This is a genomic window from Xanthomonas sp. NCPPB 3582, from assembly GCF_041475735.2.
In the GTDB taxonomy this organism is placed as follows: Bacteria; Pseudomonadota; Gammaproteobacteria; order Xanthomonadales; family Xanthomonadaceae; genus Xanthomonas; species Xanthomonas codiaei.
The window spans coordinates 2,299,011-2,319,440 of record NZ_CM192968.1 but is presented as its reverse complement, the minus strand read 5'-3'; the positions used below and the strand labels follow the sequence as shown (position 1 = coordinate 2,319,440).

Here is a 20,430-nt window from a genome sequence, read left to right as displayed (position 1 = left end):
GATTCCCGATCCCATGACCGAATTCATCCCCACCGGCACGCGATTCCACGCCCTGCCCTCGCCGTTTCCGATGAAGCGCGGCGGCGCCCTGCATCGGGCGCGCATCGCCTATGAAACCTGGGGCACGCTGGCGGCCGATCGCAGCAATGCGCTGTTGATCGTGACCGGGCTGTCGCCCAATGCGCATGCCGCTGCCAACCCGGCCAACCCCGAACCGGGCTGGTGGGAGGCGATGCTGGGGCCGGGCAAGCCGATCGACACCACGCGCTGGTTCGTGGTCTGCGTCAATTCGCTGGGCAGCTGCAAGGGTTCGACCGGGCCGGCGTCAATCGATCCGGCCACCGGCGAGCGCTATCGGCTGCGCTTTCCGGACCTGTCGATCGAAGACGTGGCCGATGCCGCCGCCGATGTGGTGCGCGCGCTGGGCATCGAACAACTGGCCTGCCTGATCGGCAACTCGATGGGCGGCATGACCGCGCTGGCGCTGTTGCTGCGCCATCCCGGCATCGCGCGCAGCCATATCAACATCTCCGGCAGCGCGCAGGCCTTGCCGTTTTCCATCGCCATCCGCTCGCTGCAGCGCGAAGCCATCCGGCTGGACCCCAACTGGAACGGCGGCCATTACGACGACACCAGCTACCCGGAATCGGGCATGCGCATGGCACGCAAGCTCGGCGTGATCACCTATCGCTCGGCGCTGGAATGGGATGGCCGCTTCGGCCGCGTGCGGCTGGATTCCGAACAGGCCGACGACGATCCGTTCGGGCTGGAATTCCAGGTGGAAAGCTATCTGGAAGGCCACGCGCGCCGCTTCGTGCGCTTCTTCGATCCCAACTGCTATCTGTACCTGAGCCGCTCGATGGACTGGTTCGACCTGGCCGACTACGCCGAGCCGGCAACGGGCACACAGACATCCTTGGCTGCGGCCCGCAGCGCCAGCGCGCCTGTTGGCAACGCGTCGGCAAGCCAGGACTCCAGCGATGGCAAGGTGCTTGCCGGCCTGTCGCGCATTCGCATCGCGCGCGCGCTGTCGATCGGCGCCAACACCGACATCCTGTTCCCGGTACAGCAACAGGAACAGATCGCCGATGGCCTGCGCGCCGGCGGCGCCGATGCCCGCTTCATCGGCCTGGATTCGCCGCAGGGCCACGATGCCTTCCTGGTGGACTTCGCGCGATTCGGCCCGGCGGTGCGCGACTTCTTGGACGCCTGCTGATTGCCAGGTCCAGAACCACATCCAGAGCCAGATCACGCCCCTCGCAGATCGCCAGCAGCGTACTGCCGCGCCAGCTGCTGGCCGGCCTGTTCGTGGTCGGCATGCTTGGTCTGGTGCTCGCAGGGCGGCTGCCGGCTGCGATCGCGCTCTAGTACGCGGTAACGAGCATCGCCGCGCTGATCGCCTATCGGCTGGACAAGACTGCAGCCACGCGCGGCCAGCGCCGCACCCCGGAAGCCACCCTGCATGCCATCGCCTTGCTCGGCGGCTGGCCCGGCGCGTTGCTGGCGCAATCGCTGTTCCGGCACAAGACCGTCAAGACCTCGTTCCAGATCGCGTTCTGGGTCAGCGCGCTCGCAAACGCCGCGGCGCTGGCCTGGGCGGTGTATCTGACGCGCTGAAGCGCGCCATGCCTGCGCTTATGAGGGGCTGACAAGATGCCTGCGCAGCCGCGATGCAGGCGCGGTGCGGCGTGCACCACGCATACACTCCGGCGCCATCCACGCCTACCTGACGACTGCGTGCTGTGGTCAGTTCGCCGCTCCAGGACCCAGCCATGGCGAGGCCGCTCACTGCAGCGGCTCCAGCGCTCCATCGCGCAGGCGGTAATGCCGGTGCACCACGCCGGCCGGCAGGCTGTCGTGGGTGATCATCACCATGCTGCGCTCGCCGAGTGCGGCGGCCAGATCCAGCAGCAAGGCGTGGGCGGTGTCCACATCCAGCCCGTCGGTGGGTTCGTCCAATAGCAGGATGGGCGCATCGCGCAGCAAGGCGCGCGCCAGCGCCAGGCGGCGTGCCTGCCCGGCAGACAGCGTGGCGCCGTTCTCGCCAACCCAGGTCTCCAGCCCGTCCTGCGCACGGGCCCAGTCGCCTAGACGCACCTGGTCGAGCACCGCCCACAACGCAGCATCGCTGGCGGCGGCGTCGCCGATCAGCAGGTTCTCGCGCACACTGCCGGCAAACACCGGGGCGTTCTGCGGCAACCAGGCAATGCGCCGATGCCACTGCGCCTGCGCGCACTGCCGCAGGTCGATGCCCGCGTAGCCGACCTGCCCGGCCTGCGGATCCCACAATCGCAGCAGCAGCGCCGACAAGGTGCTCTTGCCGCAGCCGCTGTCGCCGCTGATGGCGATGCGCTCGCCGGCTGCCAGGCACAGGTCGAGCCCGCGCAGCACCGGACGCACGCTGCCGGGCCAGGCGAAGGAGACCTGCTGCAACTGCAACGCGCCCATGCGCGGCAGCGCGACGGGCTGCATCGGGTCGCTGACCGAGGGCGCCTGATCGACGATGGCCTGCAGCCGCGAGGCGGCCACGCGTGCGCTCTGTAACGCCTGCAGGGCCAGCCCGGCGCCGGCCGACACTTCCAGCAGGGCCATGGTGAGAAACACCAGCGCGGCGGCCAGTTCGGCGGTGATCGCGCCCTGCTCGGCGGCGCGCAATGCCAGCCACAGCATGCCGGCCAGCCCGATGCCGCCGCAGAGCGCATGCAGCAGGTTGCCGGCGATCAAGCGCCGGCGCTGCAGGCGATCGCCGTCCGCCAGCGCCGCAGCGGCCGCATCCACCTGCTGCAGCCAGGCGTCCTGCCCTTCGACCGCCGCCAGATCCGCCGCGCCTTCCAGGCCCTCGAATACCTGCGTGCGCAGCTGGGTGCGCTGCTGCGCGCGCAGCCGTTCGCGCTGTGCGCCGCCGCGTGCCACCTGCCACGGCACCAGCCCGCCGATCGCCACACCCAATGCCAGCAGCAAGAGCGCTGCCGGGGGATTGATCAACGCAGCGGCGACTACGCCGGCCACCCAGATGCCCAGCAGTGCGGTCAGCGGCGCCAGCGCACGCACGCTTACGCCGTCGACCTCGCCGATGTCCGACATCAGCCGCGCCAGCAGATCGCCGGTCCGCGTGGCCGACAGGCGCCCCGGCGCCAGCGGCAAGGCGCGGCGGAAGAACCACACGCGCAGATCGCGGGCGATGCGCAAGGTGGCATCGTGGCCGATCAGTTTTTCGCCGTAGCGCGAGACGATGCGCGCGAACGTCAATGCGCGGATGCCGGCCGAAGGCGAGAAGAAATTGAAGCCGGCGCCCATGCCGACCACACCCGCCAGGGCAGCGGCGGTCAGGAACCCGCCGGCCAAGGTCAGCAGGCCCACCCCCACCAGCAAGGTGACCAGCACAAGCAGTGCCGACAGCCCCAGGCGCCAGGCATGCCGAACGAACACCGCGCGCAGACGGTCGTGATGTGCCGCGCTCATGGCGACTCCACCGTGACGCGCGCCCCACGCAGGTCGATCACCGTATCGGCCCAGGCCATCACCGCCGCGCTATGGGTGGCCAGCACCACCGCGCGGCCGCGCGCGAACGCGCCCAGCGTGCGCAGCAGTTCCGCTTCGGTGTCCGGGTCGAGGAAGGCGGTGGGCTCGTCCAGCAGCAACAGCTCCGGCTCGCGCAGCAGCAGCCGCGCCAGCGCGACGCGACGCGCCTCGCCACCGGAGAGCCCGAACCCGCGCTCGCCGATCACCGTGTGCAGGCCCTCCGGCAGGTGCGCGGCAAAGCGCATCACCTGCGCAGCCTCGGCCACGGCATGCAGCCGCGCGTCGCTGGCCTGCGGGTCGGCCAGGCGCAGATTGTCGGCGATGCTGCCGTGGAACAGATACGGCCGTTGCGTGGCATAGCCCACCCGCGCGCCGGGGCGCAGCAGCACGCTGCCCGCCTGCGGGGTGAGCCAGCCGGCCAGGCCTTCCAGCAGCGTGCTCTTGCCGCTGCCGCTGGCGCCGACCACCGCCACCCGTTGCCCCGGTTCCAGCACCAGCGAACACCGCTCGACCACCAGCTGCGGCGCACCGGGAGGACGCAGCGCCAGTTCGCGCGCCTGCAGCAACGGCATCTGCGCCTGCGCCGCCTCGGCCGCAGCAGGCAGCGGCAGTGCGACGGCGATGGCGGCGTTGTCCGCAAATCCGTCCAGCAAGCGCTCGGCCTCGGCCACCGCGGCCAGCGCATTGGCACGGTCGTGGTAATGCGCGGCCAGCCGCCGCAAGGGCGCGAAGAATTCCGGCGCCAGCAACAGGCAGAACATGCCGGCGCCCAGCGTGGGCAGACCGTGCAGGTCGAGCATGCCCAGATAGCTCAGGCCGAAGTACAAGGCCACGATCGCCACGCTCACCGAGGCGAAGAACTCCAGCACGGTGGACGACAGGAAGGCGATGCGCAGCACTTTCAGCGAGCGCTCGCGCACGCCTTCGGCCGCGGCGGCAATGCCGCTCAGTTCGGCCTGGCCGCGGCCATACACGCGCAGCAGGCCCAGGCCCTTGAGGCGGTCGGCGAAATGCCCGCCCATGCGGGCCAGCTCGCGCAATTGCTCGCGGCCGGCCGCCTCGGCGCCCCAGCCCACCAGCATCATGAAGAACGGAATCAGCGGCGCGGTCAGCAGCAGCACCAGGCCCACCACCCAATCGACCGAAAACACCGCGATCAGGATCAGCGGCGGCACCAGCAGCATTTCGGTGCGCGCCAGCTGATAACCGACGAAATAGCCTTCCAGCGCATCGGTATGCGCCAGGCTCAGTTCGCCCAGCTCGCCGCTGCGTTGCCGGCGCAGCCACACCGGCCCGTGCTGCACCAGGCGGCGGGCAATGCGCGCACGCAGCTCCCGTTTGGCGATATCGGCCACCTCGCCGGTCAGCGACTGCGCCCAGGCAGTCAACAGGGCGCGGCCGAGTACCGCCAGCAGCAGGCCGGCGCCCACCTCGCGCAACTGCAGCAGGGCCAGATGCTGGACCAGCACCGCCTGCAGCAACCAGGCGATGGCGGCAGCCTGTGCCAGCAGCAAGACGCCCGACACCGCCACCGCCATGCCGGCCAGGCGGCGCGGTCGCGTGGCCGATGCGGCCAGCGCGTCCAGCCATTGGCCGCGCTGACGGCGCTGGTCGGGCGTTTCGCTGGCGCGTGCGCTGGGCTGACTCACATTGCGTTCCGAAGACTGCTCACTGCGGGCGATTGTAAGTCGCCTCCTTCCCCGGTCGGGACAGACAGTGTGACGCACCGTGTGCGGGCCGCATTGATCTGGATCAACGCGCATGGCGCGGCAAGCGCAGATGATCCGCCCACCTCCTTCATCGACACCCAGCCAGGCCCGCCCGCCATGATCGATTCGACCGTTGTTGAACTGTCGCGGCTGCAGTTCGCAGTCACCGCGATGTACCACTTCATCTTCCCGCCGCTGACCATGGGGTTGTCGTTCCTGCTCGGCATCATGGAAAGCGTCTACGTCATGACCGGCAAGCCGATCTGGCGGCGCATGACCATGTTCTGGGGCGTACTGTTCGGCATCAACTTCGCCATGGGTGTCGGCACCGGCATCGTGATGGAGTTCGAGTTCGGCATGAACTGGTCGTATTACAGCCATTACGTGGGCGATATCTTCGGCGCGCCGCTGGCGATCGAAGGGCTGATGGCGTTCTTCCTGGAAGCGACGTTCCTGGGCCTGTTCTTCCTGGGCTGGAACCGCCTGAGCAAGGTGCAGCACCTGATCACCACCTGGCTGGTGGCGCTGGGCAGCAATTTCTCCGCGCTGTGGATCCTGATCGCCAACGGCTGGATGCAGCACCCCACCGGTGCGGTGTTCAACCCGGACACCATGCGCATGGAGGTGGTGGATTTTGTCGCGGTGCTGTTCAACCCGGTGGCGCAGGCCAAGTTCGTACATACCGTCAGCGCCGGCTACGTGCTGGGCGCGGTGTTCGTGATGTCGATCAGCGCGTTCTACCTGCTGCGCGGCAAGCACACCGAGATGGCGCGCCGCTCGTTCGCGGTGGCCGCGGCATTCGGCCTGCTGTCGTCGATGTCGGTGGTGGTGCTGGGCGATGAAAGCGGCTACGCGGCCAACGAACACCAGGAGATGAAGCTGGCGGCGATCGAGGCGATGTGGGAAACCGAAGCCGCACCGGCAGATTTCACCGCCTTCGGCATTCCCAACCAGCAGACCCATCGCAACGACTACGCGGTCAAGATCCCCTACCTGATGGGCCTGATCGCCACCCGCTCGCTGGATACGCCGATTCCCGGCATCCTGGAACTGGTGGAACGCGCCGAGCACCGCATCCGCGGCGGGCAGATCGCCTACGGCGCGCTGCAACGCATTCGCGCCGACAAGGACGATGCCGAGGCGCGCAAGGTGTTCGATGCGCATTGGCAGGACCTGGGCCACGGCCTGCTGCTCAAGCGTTACCGCGACGACATCGGCAACGCCACGCCGGAGCAGATCGCGCAGGCGGCCATGGACACCGTGCCGCGCGTGCTGCCGCTGTTCTGGACCTTCCGCATCATGGCTGCCATCGGCATCTACCTGATCGCCTTTTTCGCCGTCGCATTCTGGTTCGCCTGCAAGCACAGCTTCCAGGAAAAACGCTGGTTCCTGAGGCTGGCGCTATGGACCTTGCCGCTGCCGTGGATCGCGATCGAATGCGGCTGGTTCGTGGCCGAATACGGCCGCCAGCCATGGGCGGTGGAAGGGGTGCTGCCCACCTTCTATGCAGCGTCGGGGCTGGATCTGTACCAGATCGTACTGACCCTGGTGGGCTTCACCGCGCTGTACACCACGCTGCTGGTGATCGCGATCAAGTTGTCGTTGAAGACCATCGGCAAGGGGCCGGATGCGTTGTTCCCGCCCGACACGGCGCACGACGCATCCGCACCCACCGCACCGCTGAGTACCGGCGCACTCGCCGGCAGCGCCCCGTAATCGCAGGAGAGACCTCATGGATTTCGTTTTACTCGACTACGCCACCTTGCGTGTGATCTGGTGGGTGCTGCTGGGCGTGCTGCTGTCCGGCTATGCGGTGATGGGCGGCTTCGACCTCGGCGTTGGCGCACTGCTGCCGTTCGTTGCCAGGGACGATGCGCAGCGCCGGCTGGTGATCAATACCGTCGGCCCGGTCTGGGAAGGCAACCAGGTGTGGCTGATCCTGGGCGGCGGCGCGATCTTCGCCGCATTCCCGCCGTTGTATGCGGTGAGTTTTTCCGGCTTCTACCTGGCGATGTTCGTGATCCTGTTCGCGTTGATCCTGCGCCCGGTGGGCTTCAAGTTCCGCGGCAAGCTGGCCGATCGACGCTGGCGCGACAGCTGGGACTGGGCCCTGTTCGTGGGCGGCTTTATTCCCGCGCTGATCATGGGCGTGGCAGTGGGCAACGTGCTGCTGGGGGTGCCGTTCCATTTCGACGACAGCATGCGCACGTTCTACACCGGCAATCTGTTCGGGCTGTTGAGGCCATTCGCACTGCTGGCCGGCCTGCTCAGCGTGGCGATGTTGCTGGCCCACGGCGCGGCGATGCTGGTGCTCAAGACCGATGGCCCGGTGGCCGAACGGGCCGCGCGCCTGGGCAGCAGCGCGGCAGTGTGTGCGGCGCTGCTGTTCGCCGCGGGAGGGGCCTGGGTGGCGCTTGGCTTGCCCGGTTATGCAGTGACCTCGGTGCTGGCAACCGATGCGCAGACCAATCCGCTGGCCAAGACCGCCGCACTCACCGCTGCCGGTGGCTGGCTGCACAACTACAGCAGCATGTCGGCGACGTTGCTGGCGCCGCTGCTGGGCCTGCTCGGCCTGGCGATGAGCGCACTGCTGCTGCGCGCACGCCGCGGCGGCCTAGCGTTCATCGCCTCCGGCAGCGCCATCGTCGGCATCGTGTTCACCGTGGGCTTTGCGCTGTTTCCGTTCCTGCTGCCCTCCTCCAGCGTGCCTAGCGCGAGCCTAACGGTGTGGGATGCCTCCAGCAGCCGGCTCACGCTATGGATCATGCTGCTGGCCACCAGCGTGTTCATGCCGATCATCCTGGCCTATACCGCCTGGGTGTACCGCGTGCTGCGCGGCAAGGTCACTGCCGACGCAGTGTCTGCCAATCCCAACGCGTACTGAGTTGCGCCGCCGCGGCACTGCGCGTGCATTGCCGCGGCGGCCCGCCATTCCGCTTTCATCGACTTCAAGGAGCACACCGATGTGGTATTTCGCCTGGATTCTCGGCACCGGCCTGGCTGCACTGGCCGCCGTGCTCAACGGCATGTGGTTCGAGGCACGCGAGCCGGAGCGCAGCCAACCGCCGCTTTGAAAAATAGTTGCAGCAGATGCTTGTCGATTCCGCATTCCCTGTGTAACATACGCGGCTCCTTCGGGGTGTAGCTCAGTCTGGTAGAGCGCTACGTTCGGGACGTAGAGGTCGCAGGTTCGAATCCTGTCTCCCCGACCAGTTTCAAGACACAAAACCGGCCTCGTGCCGGTTTTGTGTTTTCAGGCGCCGCTGCACGGATGTGTACGGTGCGGATGGTCTTTCATGTCTGTTGTCACTGCCACCGCCTCCCCGTCCGCCCAGTTGCGTGGTCGCGGCCTGGTGCTGGCTGCCATTCTGCTTTCGGCATTCAACCTGCGCACCGCGGTGACCTCGCTGACGCCGCTGCTGGAACGCATCGCCGACGAGTACGCCTTCGGTGCGCCGACCATGGGCGCGCTGGGCATGTTGCCCACTGCTGCATTCGCAGTGACCGGCGTCGCCACGCCTGCAGTACTGCGCCGCCTCGGACTGTTGCGTACCGCGCTGCTGTCGATGGCCTTGGCCACGCTCGGGCTGGTGCTGCGCCCGCTGCTGCCGGGCACCGGCGGGCTGCTGTCAGGCTCGCTGGTGGCGCTGGCCGGCATGGGCATGGGCAATGTGGTGCTGCCGCCGCTGGTGAAGCGCTATTTCGGCGAACGCGTGGGCCGCGTCAGCACGCTGTACATCACCGTGTTGCAGGTGGGCACCTTGCTGCCGGCCTTGCTGGCGGTGCCGGTGGCCGATGCATTGGGCTGGCGCAGTTCGATGGTGGTGTGGGTGCTGCCGGCATTGCTGGCGCTGGCCGCCTGGGCGCTGGTGCACACCCATTCGGGACGCCTGCGTGCCACCGGCCCGGCGCCGGTCACCCCGACCCCCGAAGCCGAAGGACGGGTCGCCCGCACCGCGCTGGGCTGGAGCATGGCGGTGACCTTCGGCATGACCTCGCTGGTCACCTATTCGATGTTCACCTGGCTACCCACGCTGCTGCGCGAAGCCGGTGCCTCGCCCGCCTTCGGCGGCACCATGGTTGCGCTGTTTTCGGCATTGGGCATGGTCGGCGCGTTGACCATGCCGGCACTGGCCGTGCGCATGCGCAACCCGTTTCCGATCGTGCTGGCGTGTGCGGCCTGCCATCTGCTCGCGTTCGCGGGCCTGTGGTGGGCGCCGCTGGCGGCGCCGGTCCTGTGGGTCACCCTGCTCGGCCTGGGGCCCAGCACCTTCCCGCTGGCACTGGTGCTGGTGAACCAGCGCAGCCGCACCGCCGCCGGCTCGGCTGCGCTGTCCGGGTTCTCGCAGGGCATGGGCTATGCGATGAGCTGCCTGGGGCCGTTCCTGTTCGGCTGGCTGCATGCGCATCGCGGCGGCTGGACCGCGCCGTTCGTGTTCCTGGTGATCTGCATCCTGCTGCAGCTGGTGGCCGCGTGGGTGGTGTGCCGCCCGCAGCTGCTGGAAGACAGCTGGGCGCCGCCGGTACGCGGCGCCCGTGCGGTCAGCGCACCGGCAGAGTGATGTAGCTGGGCTGCTCGGGCGTCACATAGACCCGCTGGGTGGCCTTTTGGTAGTCGCCCGGCTTGGCGAAGAACATGTTCGGCACGTAGGTCTGCGGGTTGCGGTCGTAGAGCGGAAACAGGCTGGACTGCACCTGCACCATCACCCGGTGGCCGGGCTGGAAGGTGTGGTTGGCGGTAGGCAGACCGAACTCGAATGCCAGCGGTTGATTGGGCGCCAGCGGCTTGGGCGTGCTGAAACTCTCGCGATACCGCCCGCGGAAGATCGCCAGCGACACCGGCAGTTCATAGCCGCCCATCTTCGGATCCGACGCCATCTCGTCGGGATAGACGTCGATCAACTTCACCACCCAGTCGCTGTCGCTGCCGCTGGTGGAGGCCTGCAGATGCACCTGCGGCGCGCCGGCGATCTGCAGCGGCGCGGTCAGCGGCTCGGTGACGAAGGTCAGCACATCCGGGCGCCCGTCCACGAAGCGCTGGTCGTGCACCAGCCAGGTGGTCCACATGCTGCGGTCGCCGAAATCCACCGGGCGCGGCACGAACGGCACCGGCTTGGCGGGGTCGGACACGTACTCTTCAGACGTGCCCTGCCCTGCAGCGGGCTTGTCGAAGGACAGCGTACCGCCGGCCTGCAGGTACAGCGGCTTGCTCGCCGACGCACAGCCCTTGGCGCAACTGCGCGGCCAGGACTGCAGGCGATCCCAGCGGTTCTCGCCCGTGTCGTAGATGAGCACCGGCGGCGTGCTCGCCTTGGGCGCGCCATCGACCAGGTATTGGTCGAAGAACGGGCGCAAGACATCGCGGCGAAACTGACGCGCGGTGTCGCCATCGAAATTCAATGCGCCCAGGGAGCTGCCATCGTAGTTCACCTGGCTATGCCGCCACGGGCCCATCACCAGATAGTTGAGCGTATTGCCTTTGTCGCGCGGCTCCATCGCCGCATAGCTGTGGATCGCGCCCCACATGTCTTCCTGGTCCCACAGCCCCTGCAGCCACATCGTGGGCACCCTCAGCGGCGTGCGCGCCATCACCTTGTCCAGCGCCTGCTCCTGCCAGAACGCATCGTAGGCGGCGTGTTCGGTGAGCTTGTGCCACCACGGCAACTGCTCCAGGCCGGCGGCCCTGGCGAAATCGCCGGCCGAGCCGGCACGCAGGAAGTTGCTGTAGTCGTCGTGCCCCTGCCGCGCGATGCCGGTGCCCTTGCCGCGCTGGGTGAGCTGGCCGGTGAAGTAGTCGAAGTTCACCTGGCGGAACGCACCGTAGTTGAACCAGTCGTCGCCCATCCAGCCGTCGATCATCGGGCTTTCCGGCACCGCCACCTTGAGCGCCGGATGCGGGTTGGTCAGTGCCATCACCACGGTGAAGCCCTCGTACGAGGACCCGATCATGCCGACCTTGCCGTTGGATTCGGCAACGTTCTTGACCAGCCAGTCGATGGTGTCCCAGGCGTCGGTGGCATGGTCCACCTCGCTGGGATTGAGTGCGCCACGCAACGGCCGGGTCATCACGTAATCGCCTTCCGAGCCGTATTTGCCGCGCACATCCTGGATCACCCGGATATAGCCGCCTTCGACGAACACGTCATCGCCCTGCGCAAGCAGATCCTTCATGTGCGGCGAGGCCATGCGCTCGGTGCGCCCGCTGGCGTTGTAGGGCGTGCGCGTCAGCACCATCGGCGCATGGCGCGCGCCCTTGGGCAGCACGATCACCGTATGCAGCTTTACCCCATCGCGCATCGGGATCATCACCTCGCGCTTGATGTAGTCGTTGGCGGCGTCCGGCGCCACGAAGGGCTTGCCGGTGATGTCCGGCGTCATCGCCCCGGTCTGTGCGAAGGCGCTGCCGGTGGCGGCGACAATGGCGGTGGCCAGCAGGCAGGCGACAAGACGGTGCATCGACGACTCCGGACAGGGCGGGGGCAATCCCCGACTGTAGGCAGGGCCTGGGCTGCCGGGGGAGTGTCAAAGGTCGTGGTTGGACGGCGGCGGCAACCGCTGCGCGCGCGGATCGTCAGGCCCTGCCCCCGAATCGGGCGTGCAGAAGGTGGCGCGCCGAAGCGTCACGCCAATGCGTCGATGCGCGCCTGCGTGCAGCCGATCAGCGCAGCATCGCAAGCGATGCAGCGGAGTTGCCGCCTCTCGTGCGGCAGGCAGCGCTCAGTGCCGCACCTGGCCCTCGCCGCGTACCACGAAGCGCTCCACCGTCAATGCTTCCAGCCCCATCGGGCCGTAGGAATGCAGGCGTGTGGTGGAAATGCCGATTTCCGCGCCCAGGCCCAGCTCGCCACCATCGGAGAACCGCGAAGAGGCATTGACCATCACCACCGCCGAGCGCAGCGCCTGCACGAAGCGCTCGGCATGGGCGGTGTCTTCGGTGGCGATCACTTCGGTGTGGTCCGAGCCGTGCTGGCGGATATGTGCCAGCGCGGCGTCCAGGTCCGGTACCACGCGGATGGCCAGGATCAGATCGAGGTATTCGGCGGCGTAATCGTCTTCGGTGGCGAGCGCGATCTGCGGCAGCACCGCGCGTGTTGCCGCGTCGCCGCGCAGTTCGACCTTGCGCGCGCGCAATGCCGCAGCGGCGGCAGGCAGGAAGCGCTCGGCGATGTCCGCATGCACCAGCAGGGTTTCCAGCGCGTTGCAGGCCGACGGGCGGCTGGCCTTGCCGTCCACCAGCAGGCGCACCGCCAGCTCCAGGTCGGCCGAGGCGTCCACGAACAAGTGGCAGACGCCCTTGTAGTGCTTGATCACCGGCACGCGCGCGTGTTCGGCAACGAAGCGGATCAGGCCCTCGCCACCACGCGGGATCGCCAGGTCGACGATGTCGGTCAGCTGCAGCAGCTCCAGCATGGTCTCGCGGCGCAGATCCTGCACCAGCGTCAATGCCGCTTCAGGCACATCGGCCGCGCGCAGGGCGCGCTGCAAGGCCTGCGCGATCGCGGTGTTGGAATGGATCGCTTCCGAACCACCCCGCAGGATCACGCCGTTGCCGGCCTTGATGCACAGCGCCGCCGCATCGGCAGTCACATTGGGGCGCGCTTCGTAGATCATCGCGATCACCCCCAGCGGCACGCGCACCTTCTGCACGCGGATGCCGTTGGGGCGGATGTCGTCGCGGGTCACCTGCCCGACCGGGTCGGGCAGCTGCGCCACCTCGCGCAACGCGGCGGCGATGCCGGCCAGGCGGGTGTCGTCCAGTGCCAGGCGGTCAAGCATGGCGGTGCCGGTGCCCTTGGCGCGGGCGGCCTCGAGATCGCGCGCGTTCGCGGCAAGGATCAAGGCCGCATCGGCTTCCAGCGCGGCAGCCATCGCCTCGAGCAGATCCTGCTTGGCCTGCGCGGAAAGTTGCGAAAGCACCTGCGCGGCATCACGACATTGCAGGGCGAGGGATTTGATGGTCATTGGGGGGACGGGATTTGGGAGTCGGGAGTCGGGATTGGGGATTGGGGATTGGTAAAAACAATCCGTACCGTTTTACCACTACACGGGGATCAGTCACCCGGACGCGGAGGCGGTGGTTGGAAAACGCAATGCACAGGCGTTTGCGAATCCCCAATCCCGAATCCCCAATCCCGGCTACAAAAGCACCAAATCATCGCGGTGCACCACATTCTCGCCATAGCTGTATCCCAGCACGCTGTCGATCTCGCGCGAATGGCGGCCGGCGATGCGGCGGATATCCAGCGCCGAGTACTGGCTGACCCCGCGCGCCAGACAGCGCTCGCCCGCGTTGTCGCGCAGCCGGATCTCCACCATGTCGCCGCGACGGAAATCGCCTAGCGCACCGGCCACGCCGCCCGGCAGCAGCGAGGCGCCCTTGTCGGTCAACGCCGTCGCCGCGCCCGCATCGATCAGGATCGCGCCGGCTTCCACCGGTGCGTGCCGCAGCCAGTACTTGCGTGCCGCGATACGCGTGCGCGCGGCGTGGATACGCGTGCCGCACAGGCGGTCCTGTGCCAGCCCGCGCACCACCTCGCCGCTGCGGCCGTTGAACAGGTAGGTGTCGATCCCGGCTGCGCCGGCCTTGGCGGCGGCCTCCAGCTTGGTGCGCATGCCACCAGTGCCCACGTTGCTGCCGCTGCCGCCGGCCATCGCCAGCACCTCGGGGGTGAGCTCGGGCACCTCGTTCAAGGGGCGCGCATGGGGATTGCTGCGCGGGTCGGCGGTGTACAGCCCATCGATGTCGGTCGCGATGAACAAGGCATCGGCATCGACCAGGGCGGCGACGATCGCGGCCAGGTTATCGTTGTCGCCCAGCTTGAGCTCGTCCACCGACACGGTGTCGTTCTCGTTGATCACCGGCAATGCGCCCAGCCGCAGTAATTCGCCCAGGGTGGCGCGCGCATTGAGATAGCGCCGGCGGTTGCGCAGGTCGTCGTGGGTGAGCAACACCTGCGCCACCGGCCGTTCGAAAAAGCGTTGCCACAAGGCGATCAGTTGCGCCTGCCCCAGCGCGGCCAGGGCTTGCCGCGCAGCGATGGGCGCGCCGACCTCGGCGGCCTTGGGCAGGATCGCGCGGCCGGCGGCCACCGCGCCGGAGGACACGATCACCAGTTCGCGCCCGGCCGCCAGATTGGCCGAGACGAACTGCGCCAGCCCCAGCGCAAAGCGCGGCGACAGCCCGCCGCCATCGGCGGCAAGCAGGCTGCTGCCGACCTTGAGCACCGCGCGGCGCCATGGCGGCAGCGCTTGCTCGACGAATGGGGACACGGCATCCGCAGCCGGCAGGGTCATGGTCACAGCCTCAGCGAATGGTCCATTCGTGCACGCTCAGGTCCGAAGCCTGCATGGTGACCAGCGGATCGCTGGCGACAATGGCCTGCGCCTGCGCCAGGTCGTCGACATTGCACAGCACGTAGGCACCGCCGCTGCCGTCGGTGAACCCGCCGGTGAGATGCAGCCTGCCCTGTGCGCGCAGTGCATCGAGGAAGTCGCGATGCGGTTGGATGGCGGCATCGTCGAAGCTGGGCAGGCGCATGGCCAGGACCAGATAGAGCGTGGTCATTGCACGCATTCCTCAGCGTCAGCAGCGATCCATGCGCTCATCGCAGCGCCTGCCAGCGGGCCCGCAACACATCCAGCTGCAGGTCGGCAGCCGCGCCGGGCGAGACGCGTGCAGCCAGACTGCCTTCCGGCGTGCGCCCCTGCCCTGCAGTGTCCGCGGCTTCGGCGGCCGCCTTGTAGGCATCGCGGAACGGGACGCCGGCCACGGCCGCTTCCACCGCCACATCGGTGGCGTACATGCCCGAATCGATCGCCGCCTGCAGCTTGTCCGGGCGCCATTCCAGGTTCGCCAGCAGCGCCGGCAGCAGTTCCAGCGCGGCCAGGCCGCGGCCGAAACCATGCACGATCGCGCCCTTGCTGCTCTGCAGATCGCGGTGGTAACCGGACGGCAGCGACAGCAGCTGTTCGATCTCGGTCCGCGCCGCCGCCACGCTGGCGTGGGTGGCGCGCATCAGTTCGATGACGTCGGGATTGCGCTTGTTCGGCATGATCGAACTGCCGGTGGTGTACTGCGCCGGCAGCGCCACAAAGGCGAACTCGCCGCTGGTGAACAACGACAGGTCCCAGGCGATGCGCCGCAGATCGAGCGTGGCGCTGCCGAGGGCTTCGAGCGCAGCCAGCTCGTACTTGCCACGCGAAAGCTGCGCGTAGATCGGCGAGACCTGCAGCCGCGCAAAGCCCAGCGCGGTGGTGGTATGCGCGCGGTCCAACGGCAGATTGACGCCGTAACCGGCCGCGGTACCGAGCGGATTGCTGTCCACCAGCTGCAAGGTGTCGTTGGCGCGCACCGCGTTGTCGATGAAGGCCTCGGCCCAGCCGGCCCACCACATGCCTGCCGAAGACACCACCGCCCGCTGGATATGCGTGTAGCCGGGCACCGGCAATGCGGCCTCGGCCTGGGCGCGGTCCAGCGCCACCTTGGCGATCTCGCTACTGAGTTCGGCCACGCGCCGCAACTTGTCCTTCAACCACAACCGCGTGGCCACCAGGATCTGGTCGTTACGGCTGCGCCCGGTATGGATCTTGCGGCCGGCATCGCCCAGGCGCTCGGTCAGGCGCGCCTCGATGGCCGAATGGCAATCCTCGTACTGCTCGTCCAGCACGAAGTCACCGCTGCGGAAATCATCGGCCAGCAGCCCCAGCTCGCGCTGCAGACCGGCCAGCTCGTCGGCGCCAAGAATGCCGATGTGCTGCAGGCCTTGCGCATGCGCCGTGCTGGCAGCGATGTCGTACAGGAAGAACTCGCGGTCCAGGATCACGTCGTCGCCGGCCAGGAAAGCCTGGATCTTGGCGTCCACGGCCACGCCGGGTTTTTGCCACAACAGGTTGGTCATTGGAAAGCGTCTCAAGATAAATCGTCTGGTTTAAATCCCCGCACATGGATGTGCGGGCTCTTGCGAGGGACTCGCATCAACGAATCGAGGTCAATTCGCCCCAGCCAAACGCCAGGTTGAGATTCTGCATCGCCTGCGTCGCCGCGCCCTTGAGCAGGTTGTCCAGGGTCGCCACCACCACCACGCGCTTGTTGCCGGGCGCCAGGGTGATGCCACCGATCTGCACGCCGTGCCGGCCGGCGATGCGGCTGACCCACGGTGCCTCGTCCACCAGCTCGATCAGCGGCTCGTCGGCGTAGCGCTGCGCATAGCGCGCCTGCAGCTGCTCGCGCGTCAGCGGCTGCTGCAGCCATAGATTCAGGGTCATGGTGATACCGCGGAAATGCGGCGCCACATGCGGCATGAACTCCACCGGCACGCCGAGCTGGGCGGAGACTTCGCGCTCGTGCATGTGGTTGGTCAATGCGTAGGGCATCAGGTTGTCGGCGAGCAGCTCGGGGTTGTTCTTGTCCGACGGCGTGGTGCCGGCGCCGGAATAGCCGGACACGCCGAAGCATTGCGGCGGGCCGGCCAGCTGATCCAACAGCGGCGCGATGGTCAGCTGCATGGCGGTGGCATAGCAGCCCGGGTTGCTGATGCGCTTCTGCCCGGCGTAGCGCGCGCGGGTGAGTTCGGGCAGGCCGTAATACCAGGCCGGATCGAAGCGATAGTCGGCGGACAGATCGATCACCAGCGTCTGCGGCCTGGCGGCATCGATCGCGACGACGAACGGTTCGGCCTTGCCGTTGGGCAGCGCCAGGATCACCACGTCGGCCGCCTTGGCGGCCACCGCGTCGGCGTCCAGGTTCTCGTAGCACAACTCGCCGCGATAGGCCTGGTTATGGTCGGCCACCGCCTGCCCGGCCAGCTCGCGCGAGGACACGAACACCAGCTGCAGGTGCGGATGCGCCGCCACCAGCTTGATCAATTCCGAGCCGGTATGCCCGCGGGCGCCGACAATGCCGATGGTGGTGCTTGCTTGAACACTCATGCGTTTGCTTCCAGGCGGAACTGCAGGTGGCGTTTGACCCCGGCCCATTCCGTATCGATGATGGAGAACACCACGGTATCGCGCGGCGTACCGTCGGCGTGCCGGGCGTGATTGCGCAGCACGCCGTCCTGCTTGGCACCCAAGCGCGCAATGGCCGCACGCGAGGGATGATTGAACCAGCTGGTCTCGAACACCACGCTCAAACAGCCCAGCGTTTCGAAGGCATGCTGCAGCAGCATCAGCTTGGTTTCGGTGTTGACGCCACTGCGCTGCGCATGCGGGGCGTACCAGGTGTAGCCGATGGACAACTTGGGCACCGTCACGTCCAGCCCGTAGTAGCGGGTGCTGCCGACGATCTCGCCTGCAGCATTGCGCACCACGAAGGGCAGCATCCTGCCTTCGGCCTGCGCCGCCAACGCGGCGGCCAGGTAGTCGTCCAGCTGCGCCGGTGCCGGCACCCCGGTGTACCACAGCCGCGACAACGCACCGTCCTCCAGTGCGGCACGCAGGCCGTCGACGTGTGCGGCCTGCAAGGGCTCCAGCGTCGCATGCTGCCCGCGCAGCGTGGGCAACTCGCGCCACAGCAGGGGCAATTGGCTCCAGGTCATCGCGCTCAGCCCAGCAGGGTCGGTTGACGGGTAGCGCAATGCGCCACGCAGTGCTGGATCTGCGCGAAGTTCTCCAGCCCGTACCAGAACACTTTCCACTTCTCCTGCTTGATGCAGCCGTCGGATTCGGCGTAGTAGAAGATATTGACCTGGTTGTTGTGCCGCGAGCGCCAGAACAGCTGCGGGGTTTCGTCGCGCATCACGTTCCACACCGCCCGGCCCAAGCCTTCGCCCTGCGCGTCGTCGAGCACGGCGAACTTGTCCAGATAGGTCAGCCGGCCTTCGCCGAGCTGGCCCTCGTCGGTGAGGATGACCGCGGCGCGATAGTTCTCGCTGACGTAGGCACGCAATAGCGTGGTGTTGGAAAAATAGTCCGGCACCAGGGTGCGACCGAAGCTGGATTCGATCAGCGATGTGAGCCGCGGCAGATCCAGCTCATCCCAGGACGTGGCGCGCAGCACGCGCTCGCCTCGCCGGACCAGGGTGCCGGAGCCCTTGTGAGTGAACAGCTCCTTGGCCAGATCCGCCGGCCGGGTGATCGACACCGACGATTCCAGCGGCAGGCGGTCCAGCAGGTCCTTGATCTGTTCGATCTTCACCCGCATGCCGCCGTTGATCCATGGCTGCTGCATCAGGTGGTCGTACTCGGTGGACAGGTTGATCGAATCGATCAGCTTGCCGTCGGCATCCAGCAGGCCGCCGGTGCCGGTGAGGAAGATGATCTTGTACGGCTGCAGCTCCTGCACCAGTTCGTTGGCGGCAAAGTCCGCGTTGACGTTGAGGATCTGCCCGCTGGGCGTTTCGCCCAGGCTGGTGATCACCGGAATCGAACCGGCCTGCAGGCTGGCTTCGATCGGCGCCAGATTCACCGCCTTGACCTCGCCGACCAGGCCATAGGTCTCGCGATCCAGGTACTGCGCCTCGAACACGCCGCCGGTGATGGAGGTGGCGCGCGCGCCGTTCTGCTGCAGCGCTTCCACCAATTTGAGGTTGGAGGCCTGGAACACCTTGCGCACGATCGCCAGCGCCTCGGGCGAGGTCACCCGCAAGCCGTTGACGGTCTGCTTCTCGATGCCGGCGGCCGACAGTTCGGCGTCCAGCTGCGGGCCGGCGCCGTGCAGCACGATCGGGGTCAGCCCCACTTCCTGCAGGAACGACAGCGACGAGGTCAGCGCCTCCAGGTCGTCGCGCAACACCGCGCCGCCCACCTTGACCACCGCAAAGCGTTTGGCGTCGAGCTGCGAAAACCGCTTGAGGTACTGGCTGATTTCCTTCGCGCTGGCCATGCTCGAAAGCAGGCGCACGATGGTCTGGCGGGTCTGTTTGTGGGGCTGTGCTGGGAGGGACATTGCCGTGATCGAAGGAGGAAGGAAGCGCCAGGCGCAAGGGTCGGTTTAGCGGGAACCGTTGATGATGCGATGGACCGATTCGGCATAACGCTGCAGTTGCTCCAGCGTCACGAACTCATCGGCGGTATGCGCCTGGGCGATGTCGCCCGGGCCGTAGACCAACGCGGTGTAGCCGCCGGCCGAGAACAGCGAGGCCTCGGTCCAGAAGTCCACCGCGTTGCCGATCGGCAGGTCCAGCGCATCGGCCACATCGCGTGCGGCCAGGCGACGCTCTTCGGCACGCGCAATGTCGCCGGACGGCAGGCTGGGGCCGCGAAAGGTTTCTTCGAAGTGCGCTGCGGCGGGATCGGCAAAGCCGGCAAAGGTCGCCAGCAGGCCATCCACATCCATCGATGGCAGCGGACGGAAACCGAAGCGCAGCTCTGCCGCAGGGGCGATCATGTTGGCCTTGATGCCGCCATCGACGCGGCCGATGTTGAAGCGCAGGCCGGTCAGCCCGCCGAAGCGCGCATGTGCCAGCGCCTGGACATGATCCAGCGCCCTGCCGCCCCAGCGCATCGCCTGGTGCAGCGCGCTGGCAGACGGATCCTGCTTGCCCGAGGCATGCCCGGCGCGGCCGGCAAAGCGCATCAGTACCGAGCTGATGCCACGATGCGCCAGCACCGCCTCGCTCATGGTCGGCTCGGCCACCAGCACTGCCTCGAACGGCAGACCACGGGCCAGAAACGCGGCGATGCAGCGCGGGTCGTTGGCTTCCTCATCGGACGAAAACAGGAAGGCGGCATCACCGTCGCCGGCATTGGCTGCGGCGATCAACGCCGCAGCCGCGCCCTTGATGTCGCACACGCCCAGGCCGATCACGCGGTCGTCGAACCGACGCATCACATGCGGATCGGCGCTCCAATGCGGCGAATCCGGCACCGTGTCCAGGTGTACGTTGAACAGATACTTTGGAGTTCCACGCACCGCATACAGGCTCACCGCCCCGGCACCGTGGTCGATCACCTCGACCTGGAAACCGGGCAGTTGCGCGCGCAGGTAATCAAAGATGCCGCCTTCGGCAGCGATCGCACGCGGCGGATTGCGAGTGTCGAAGGACACCAGCGCTTCCAGGTGATTCAGCGTGTTGTCGAGCAGTGAGTTCATTGAATGGGTCTGGTTGCGTCGGGCAGCATGGTGGCGAGGTGATGTGTGGCCAAGTGTGCGGGGTATCTCTGAGGTTCATACCACCCTTCCCCCGCCTGCGGGGGAAGGTGCCCGAAGGACGGATGGGGGCAGTGCAAAGCCCCCCTCATCCGGCGCTACGCGCCACCT

At 67.6% G+C, this 20,430-nt stretch carries 17 protein-coding genes and 1 tRNA gene; 7 read left to right on the top strand and 11 right to left on the bottom strand.

The window, feature by feature from the left end; translation table 11 throughout:
* Nucleotides 1–13 precede the first annotated feature (13 nt).
* Together metX and ACCQ05_RS09815 are read left to right on the top strand one after the other, a co-directional pair.
* Nucleotides 14–1,216: a homoserine O-acetyltransferase MetX gene (gene metX, locus ACCQ05_RS09820; protein WP_372393652.1), complete on the top strand. Its 1,203-nt coding sequence runs from the start codon at nt 14–16 to the stop codon at nt 1,214–1,216.
* Between the two features lie 167 nt (nt 1,217–1,383).
* Nucleotides 1,384–1,617 (top strand): DUF1294 domain-containing protein, encoded by a 234-nt coding sequence (locus tag ACCQ05_RS09815; RefSeq protein WP_372394018.1) that lies wholly within the window; start codon nt 1,384–1,386, stop codon nt 1,615–1,617.
* A gap of 168 nt (nt 1,618–1,785) precedes the next feature.
* On the opposite strand, the gene cydC is transcribed toward ACCQ05_RS09815, so the two are convergent.
* Together cydC and cydD are read right to left on the bottom strand one after the other, a co-directional pair.
* A complete protein-coding gene (cydC, locus tag ACCQ05_RS09810; RefSeq protein ID WP_372393651.1) occupies nt 1,786–3,462 on the bottom strand; it encodes a thiol reductant ABC exporter subunit CydC in 1,677 nt (558 codons plus the stop codon).
* Nucleotides 3,459–5,171: a thiol reductant ABC exporter subunit CydD gene (cydD, locus tag ACCQ05_RS09805; RefSeq protein WP_372393650.1), complete on the bottom strand. Its 1,713-nt coding sequence runs from the start codon at nt 5,169–5,171 to the stop codon at nt 3,459–3,461. Before cydD ends, cydC begins: the two co-directional genes overlap by 4 nt.
* 177 nt (nt 5,172–5,348) lie before the next feature.
* On the opposite strand from cydD, the gene ACCQ05_RS09800 reads away from it, so the two are divergent.
* The 5 genes from ACCQ05_RS09800 to ACCQ05_RS09780 all read left to right on the top strand — a co-directional run bounded on the left by ACCQ05_RS09800 (nt 5,349) and on the right by ACCQ05_RS09780 (nt 9,793).
* Complete coding sequence (locus ACCQ05_RS09800) at nt 5,349–6,947, top strand: cytochrome ubiquinol oxidase subunit I (RefSeq protein WP_372393649.1); 1,599 nt, start codon at nt 5,349–5,351, stop codon at nt 6,945–6,947.
* A 16-nt stretch (nt 6,948–6,963) separates the two neighbouring features.
* Entirely contained in the window at nt 6,964–8,115 is a 1,152-nt protein-coding gene (cydB, locus tag ACCQ05_RS09795; protein WP_372393648.1) for a cytochrome d ubiquinol oxidase subunit II, read from the top strand.
* Between the two features lie 79 nt (nt 8,116–8,194).
* On the top strand, nt 8,195–8,305 hold the full coding sequence (gene cydX, locus ACCQ05_RS09790) for a cytochrome bd-I oxidase subunit CydX (RefSeq protein WP_104540244.1): 111 nt from the start codon (nt 8,195–8,197) through the stop codon (nt 8,303–8,305).
* 61 nt (nt 8,306–8,366) lie between these two features.
* Nucleotides 8,367–8,443 (top strand) — tRNA-Pro (locus ACCQ05_RS09785).
* Nucleotides 8,444–8,566: 123 nt separating this feature from the next.
* Nucleotides 8,567–9,793, top strand: a complete 1,227-nt coding sequence (locus ACCQ05_RS09780) for a CynX/NimT family MFS transporter (RefSeq protein WP_167394512.1) — start codon at nt 8,567–8,569, stop codon at nt 9,791–9,793.
* Here ACCQ05_RS09780 and ACCQ05_RS09775 read toward each other — a convergent pair.
* The 9 genes from ACCQ05_RS09775 to ACCQ05_RS09735 form a co-directional block, all read right to left on the bottom strand.
* Nucleotides 9,774–11,687 (bottom strand): CocE/NonD family hydrolase, encoded by a 1,914-nt coding sequence (locus ACCQ05_RS09775; RefSeq protein ID WP_372393647.1) that lies wholly within the window; start codon nt 11,685–11,687, stop codon nt 9,774–9,776. The two genes, ACCQ05_RS09780 and ACCQ05_RS09775, sit on opposite strands and share 20 nt — an antisense overlap.
* A 261-nt stretch (nt 11,688–11,948) precedes the next feature.
* Nucleotides 11,949–13,193, bottom strand: a complete 1,245-nt coding sequence (locus tag ACCQ05_RS09770; protein WP_372393646.1) for a glutamate-5-semialdehyde dehydrogenase — start codon at nt 13,191–13,193, stop codon at nt 11,949–11,951.
* A 174-nt stretch (nt 13,194–13,367) separates the two neighbouring features.
* Nucleotides 13,368–14,525: a glutamate 5-kinase gene (proB, locus tag ACCQ05_RS09765; RefSeq protein WP_372393645.1), complete on the bottom strand. Its 1,158-nt coding sequence runs from the start codon at nt 14,523–14,525 to the stop codon at nt 13,368–13,370.
* Between the two features lie 10 nt (nt 14,526–14,535).
* Nucleotides 14,536–14,796, bottom strand: a complete 261-nt coding sequence (locus ACCQ05_RS09760; protein ID WP_228961540.1) for a YciI family protein — start codon at nt 14,794–14,796, stop codon at nt 14,536–14,538.
* Between the two features lie 37 nt (nt 14,797–14,833).
* Entirely contained in the window at nt 14,834–16,129 is a 1,296-nt protein-coding gene (locus ACCQ05_RS09755) for an argininosuccinate lyase (RefSeq protein WP_372393644.1), read from the bottom strand.
* A gap of 76 nt (nt 16,130–16,205) precedes the next feature.
* Nucleotides 16,206–17,159, bottom strand: a complete 954-nt coding sequence (argC, locus tag ACCQ05_RS09750) for an N-acetyl-gamma-glutamyl-phosphate reductase (protein ID WP_372393643.1) — start codon at nt 17,157–17,159, stop codon at nt 16,206–16,208.
* Complete coding sequence (locus ACCQ05_RS09745; protein WP_372393642.1) at nt 17,156–17,767, bottom strand: GNAT family N-acetyltransferase; 612 nt, start codon at nt 17,765–17,767, stop codon at nt 17,156–17,158. The genes argC and ACCQ05_RS09745 overlap by 4 nt, the downstream gene beginning before the upstream one ends.
* 5 nt (nt 17,768–17,772) lie before the next feature.
* Nucleotides 17,773–19,116, bottom strand: coding sequence for an acetylglutamate kinase (locus ACCQ05_RS09740; protein ID WP_372393641.1), 1,344 nt, complete (start codon nt 19,114–19,116; stop codon nt 17,773–17,775).
* A 45-nt stretch (nt 19,117–19,161) separates the two neighbouring features.
* Nucleotides 19,162–20,262: an acetylornithine deacetylase gene (locus ACCQ05_RS09735; RefSeq protein ID WP_372393640.1), complete on the bottom strand. Its 1,101-nt coding sequence runs from the start codon at nt 20,260–20,262 to the stop codon at nt 19,162–19,164.
* Between the last annotated feature and the right edge of the window lie 168 nt (nt 20,263–20,430).

Excerpts from the sequence above, each read along its gene's own strand:
- metX (WP_372393652.1), top strand. The coding sequence starts at position 14 with ATGACCGAATTCATCCCCACCGGCACGCGATTCCACGCCCTGCCCTCG.
- cydC (WP_372393651.1), bottom strand. The coding sequence starts at position 3,462 with ATGAGCGCGGCACATCACGACCGTCTGCGCGCGGTGTTCGTTCGGCAT.
- ACCQ05_RS09800 (WP_372393649.1), top strand. The coding sequence starts at position 5,349 with ATGATCGATTCGACCGTTGTTGAACTGTCGCGGCTGCAGTTCGCAGTC.
- cydB (WP_372393648.1), top strand. The coding sequence starts at position 6,964 with ATGGATTTCGTTTTACTCGACTACGCCACCTTGCGTGTGATCTGGTGG.
- cydX (WP_104540244.1), top strand. The coding sequence starts at position 8,195 with ATGTGGTATTTCGCCTGGATTCTCGGCACCGGCCTGGCTGCACTGGCC.
- ACCQ05_RS09775 (WP_372393647.1), bottom strand. The coding sequence starts at position 11,687 with ATGCACCGTCTTGTCGCCTGCCTGCTGGCCACCGCCATTGTCGCCGCC.
- ACCQ05_RS09770 (WP_372393646.1), bottom strand. The coding sequence starts at position 13,193 with ATGACCATCAAATCCCTCGCCCTGCAATGTCGTGATGCCGCGCAGGTG.
- proB (WP_372393645.1), bottom strand. The coding sequence starts at position 14,525 with ATGACCCTGCCGGCTGCGGATGCCGTGTCCCCATTCGTCGAGCAAGCG.
- ACCQ05_RS09760 (WP_228961540.1), bottom strand. The coding sequence starts at position 14,796 with ATGACCACGCTCTATCTGGTCCTGGCCATGCGCCTGCCCAGCTTCGAC.
- ACCQ05_RS09755 (WP_372393644.1), bottom strand. The coding sequence starts at position 16,129 with ATGACCAACCTGTTGTGGCAAAAACCCGGCGTGGCCGTGGACGCCAAG.
- argC (WP_372393643.1), bottom strand. The coding sequence starts at position 17,159 with ATGAGTGTTCAAGCAAGCACCACCATCGGCATTGTCGGCGCCCGCGGG.
- ACCQ05_RS09745 (WP_372393642.1), bottom strand. The coding sequence starts at position 17,767 with ATGACCTGGAGCCAATTGCCCCTGCTGTGGCGCGAGTTGCCCACGCTG.
- ACCQ05_RS09740 (WP_372393641.1), bottom strand. The coding sequence starts at position 19,116 with ATGTCCCTCCCAGCACAGCCCCACAAACAGACCCGCCAGACCATCGTG.
- ACCQ05_RS09735 (WP_372393640.1), bottom strand. The coding sequence starts at position 20,262 with ATGAACTCACTGCTCGACAACACGCTGAATCACCTGGAAGCGCTGGTG.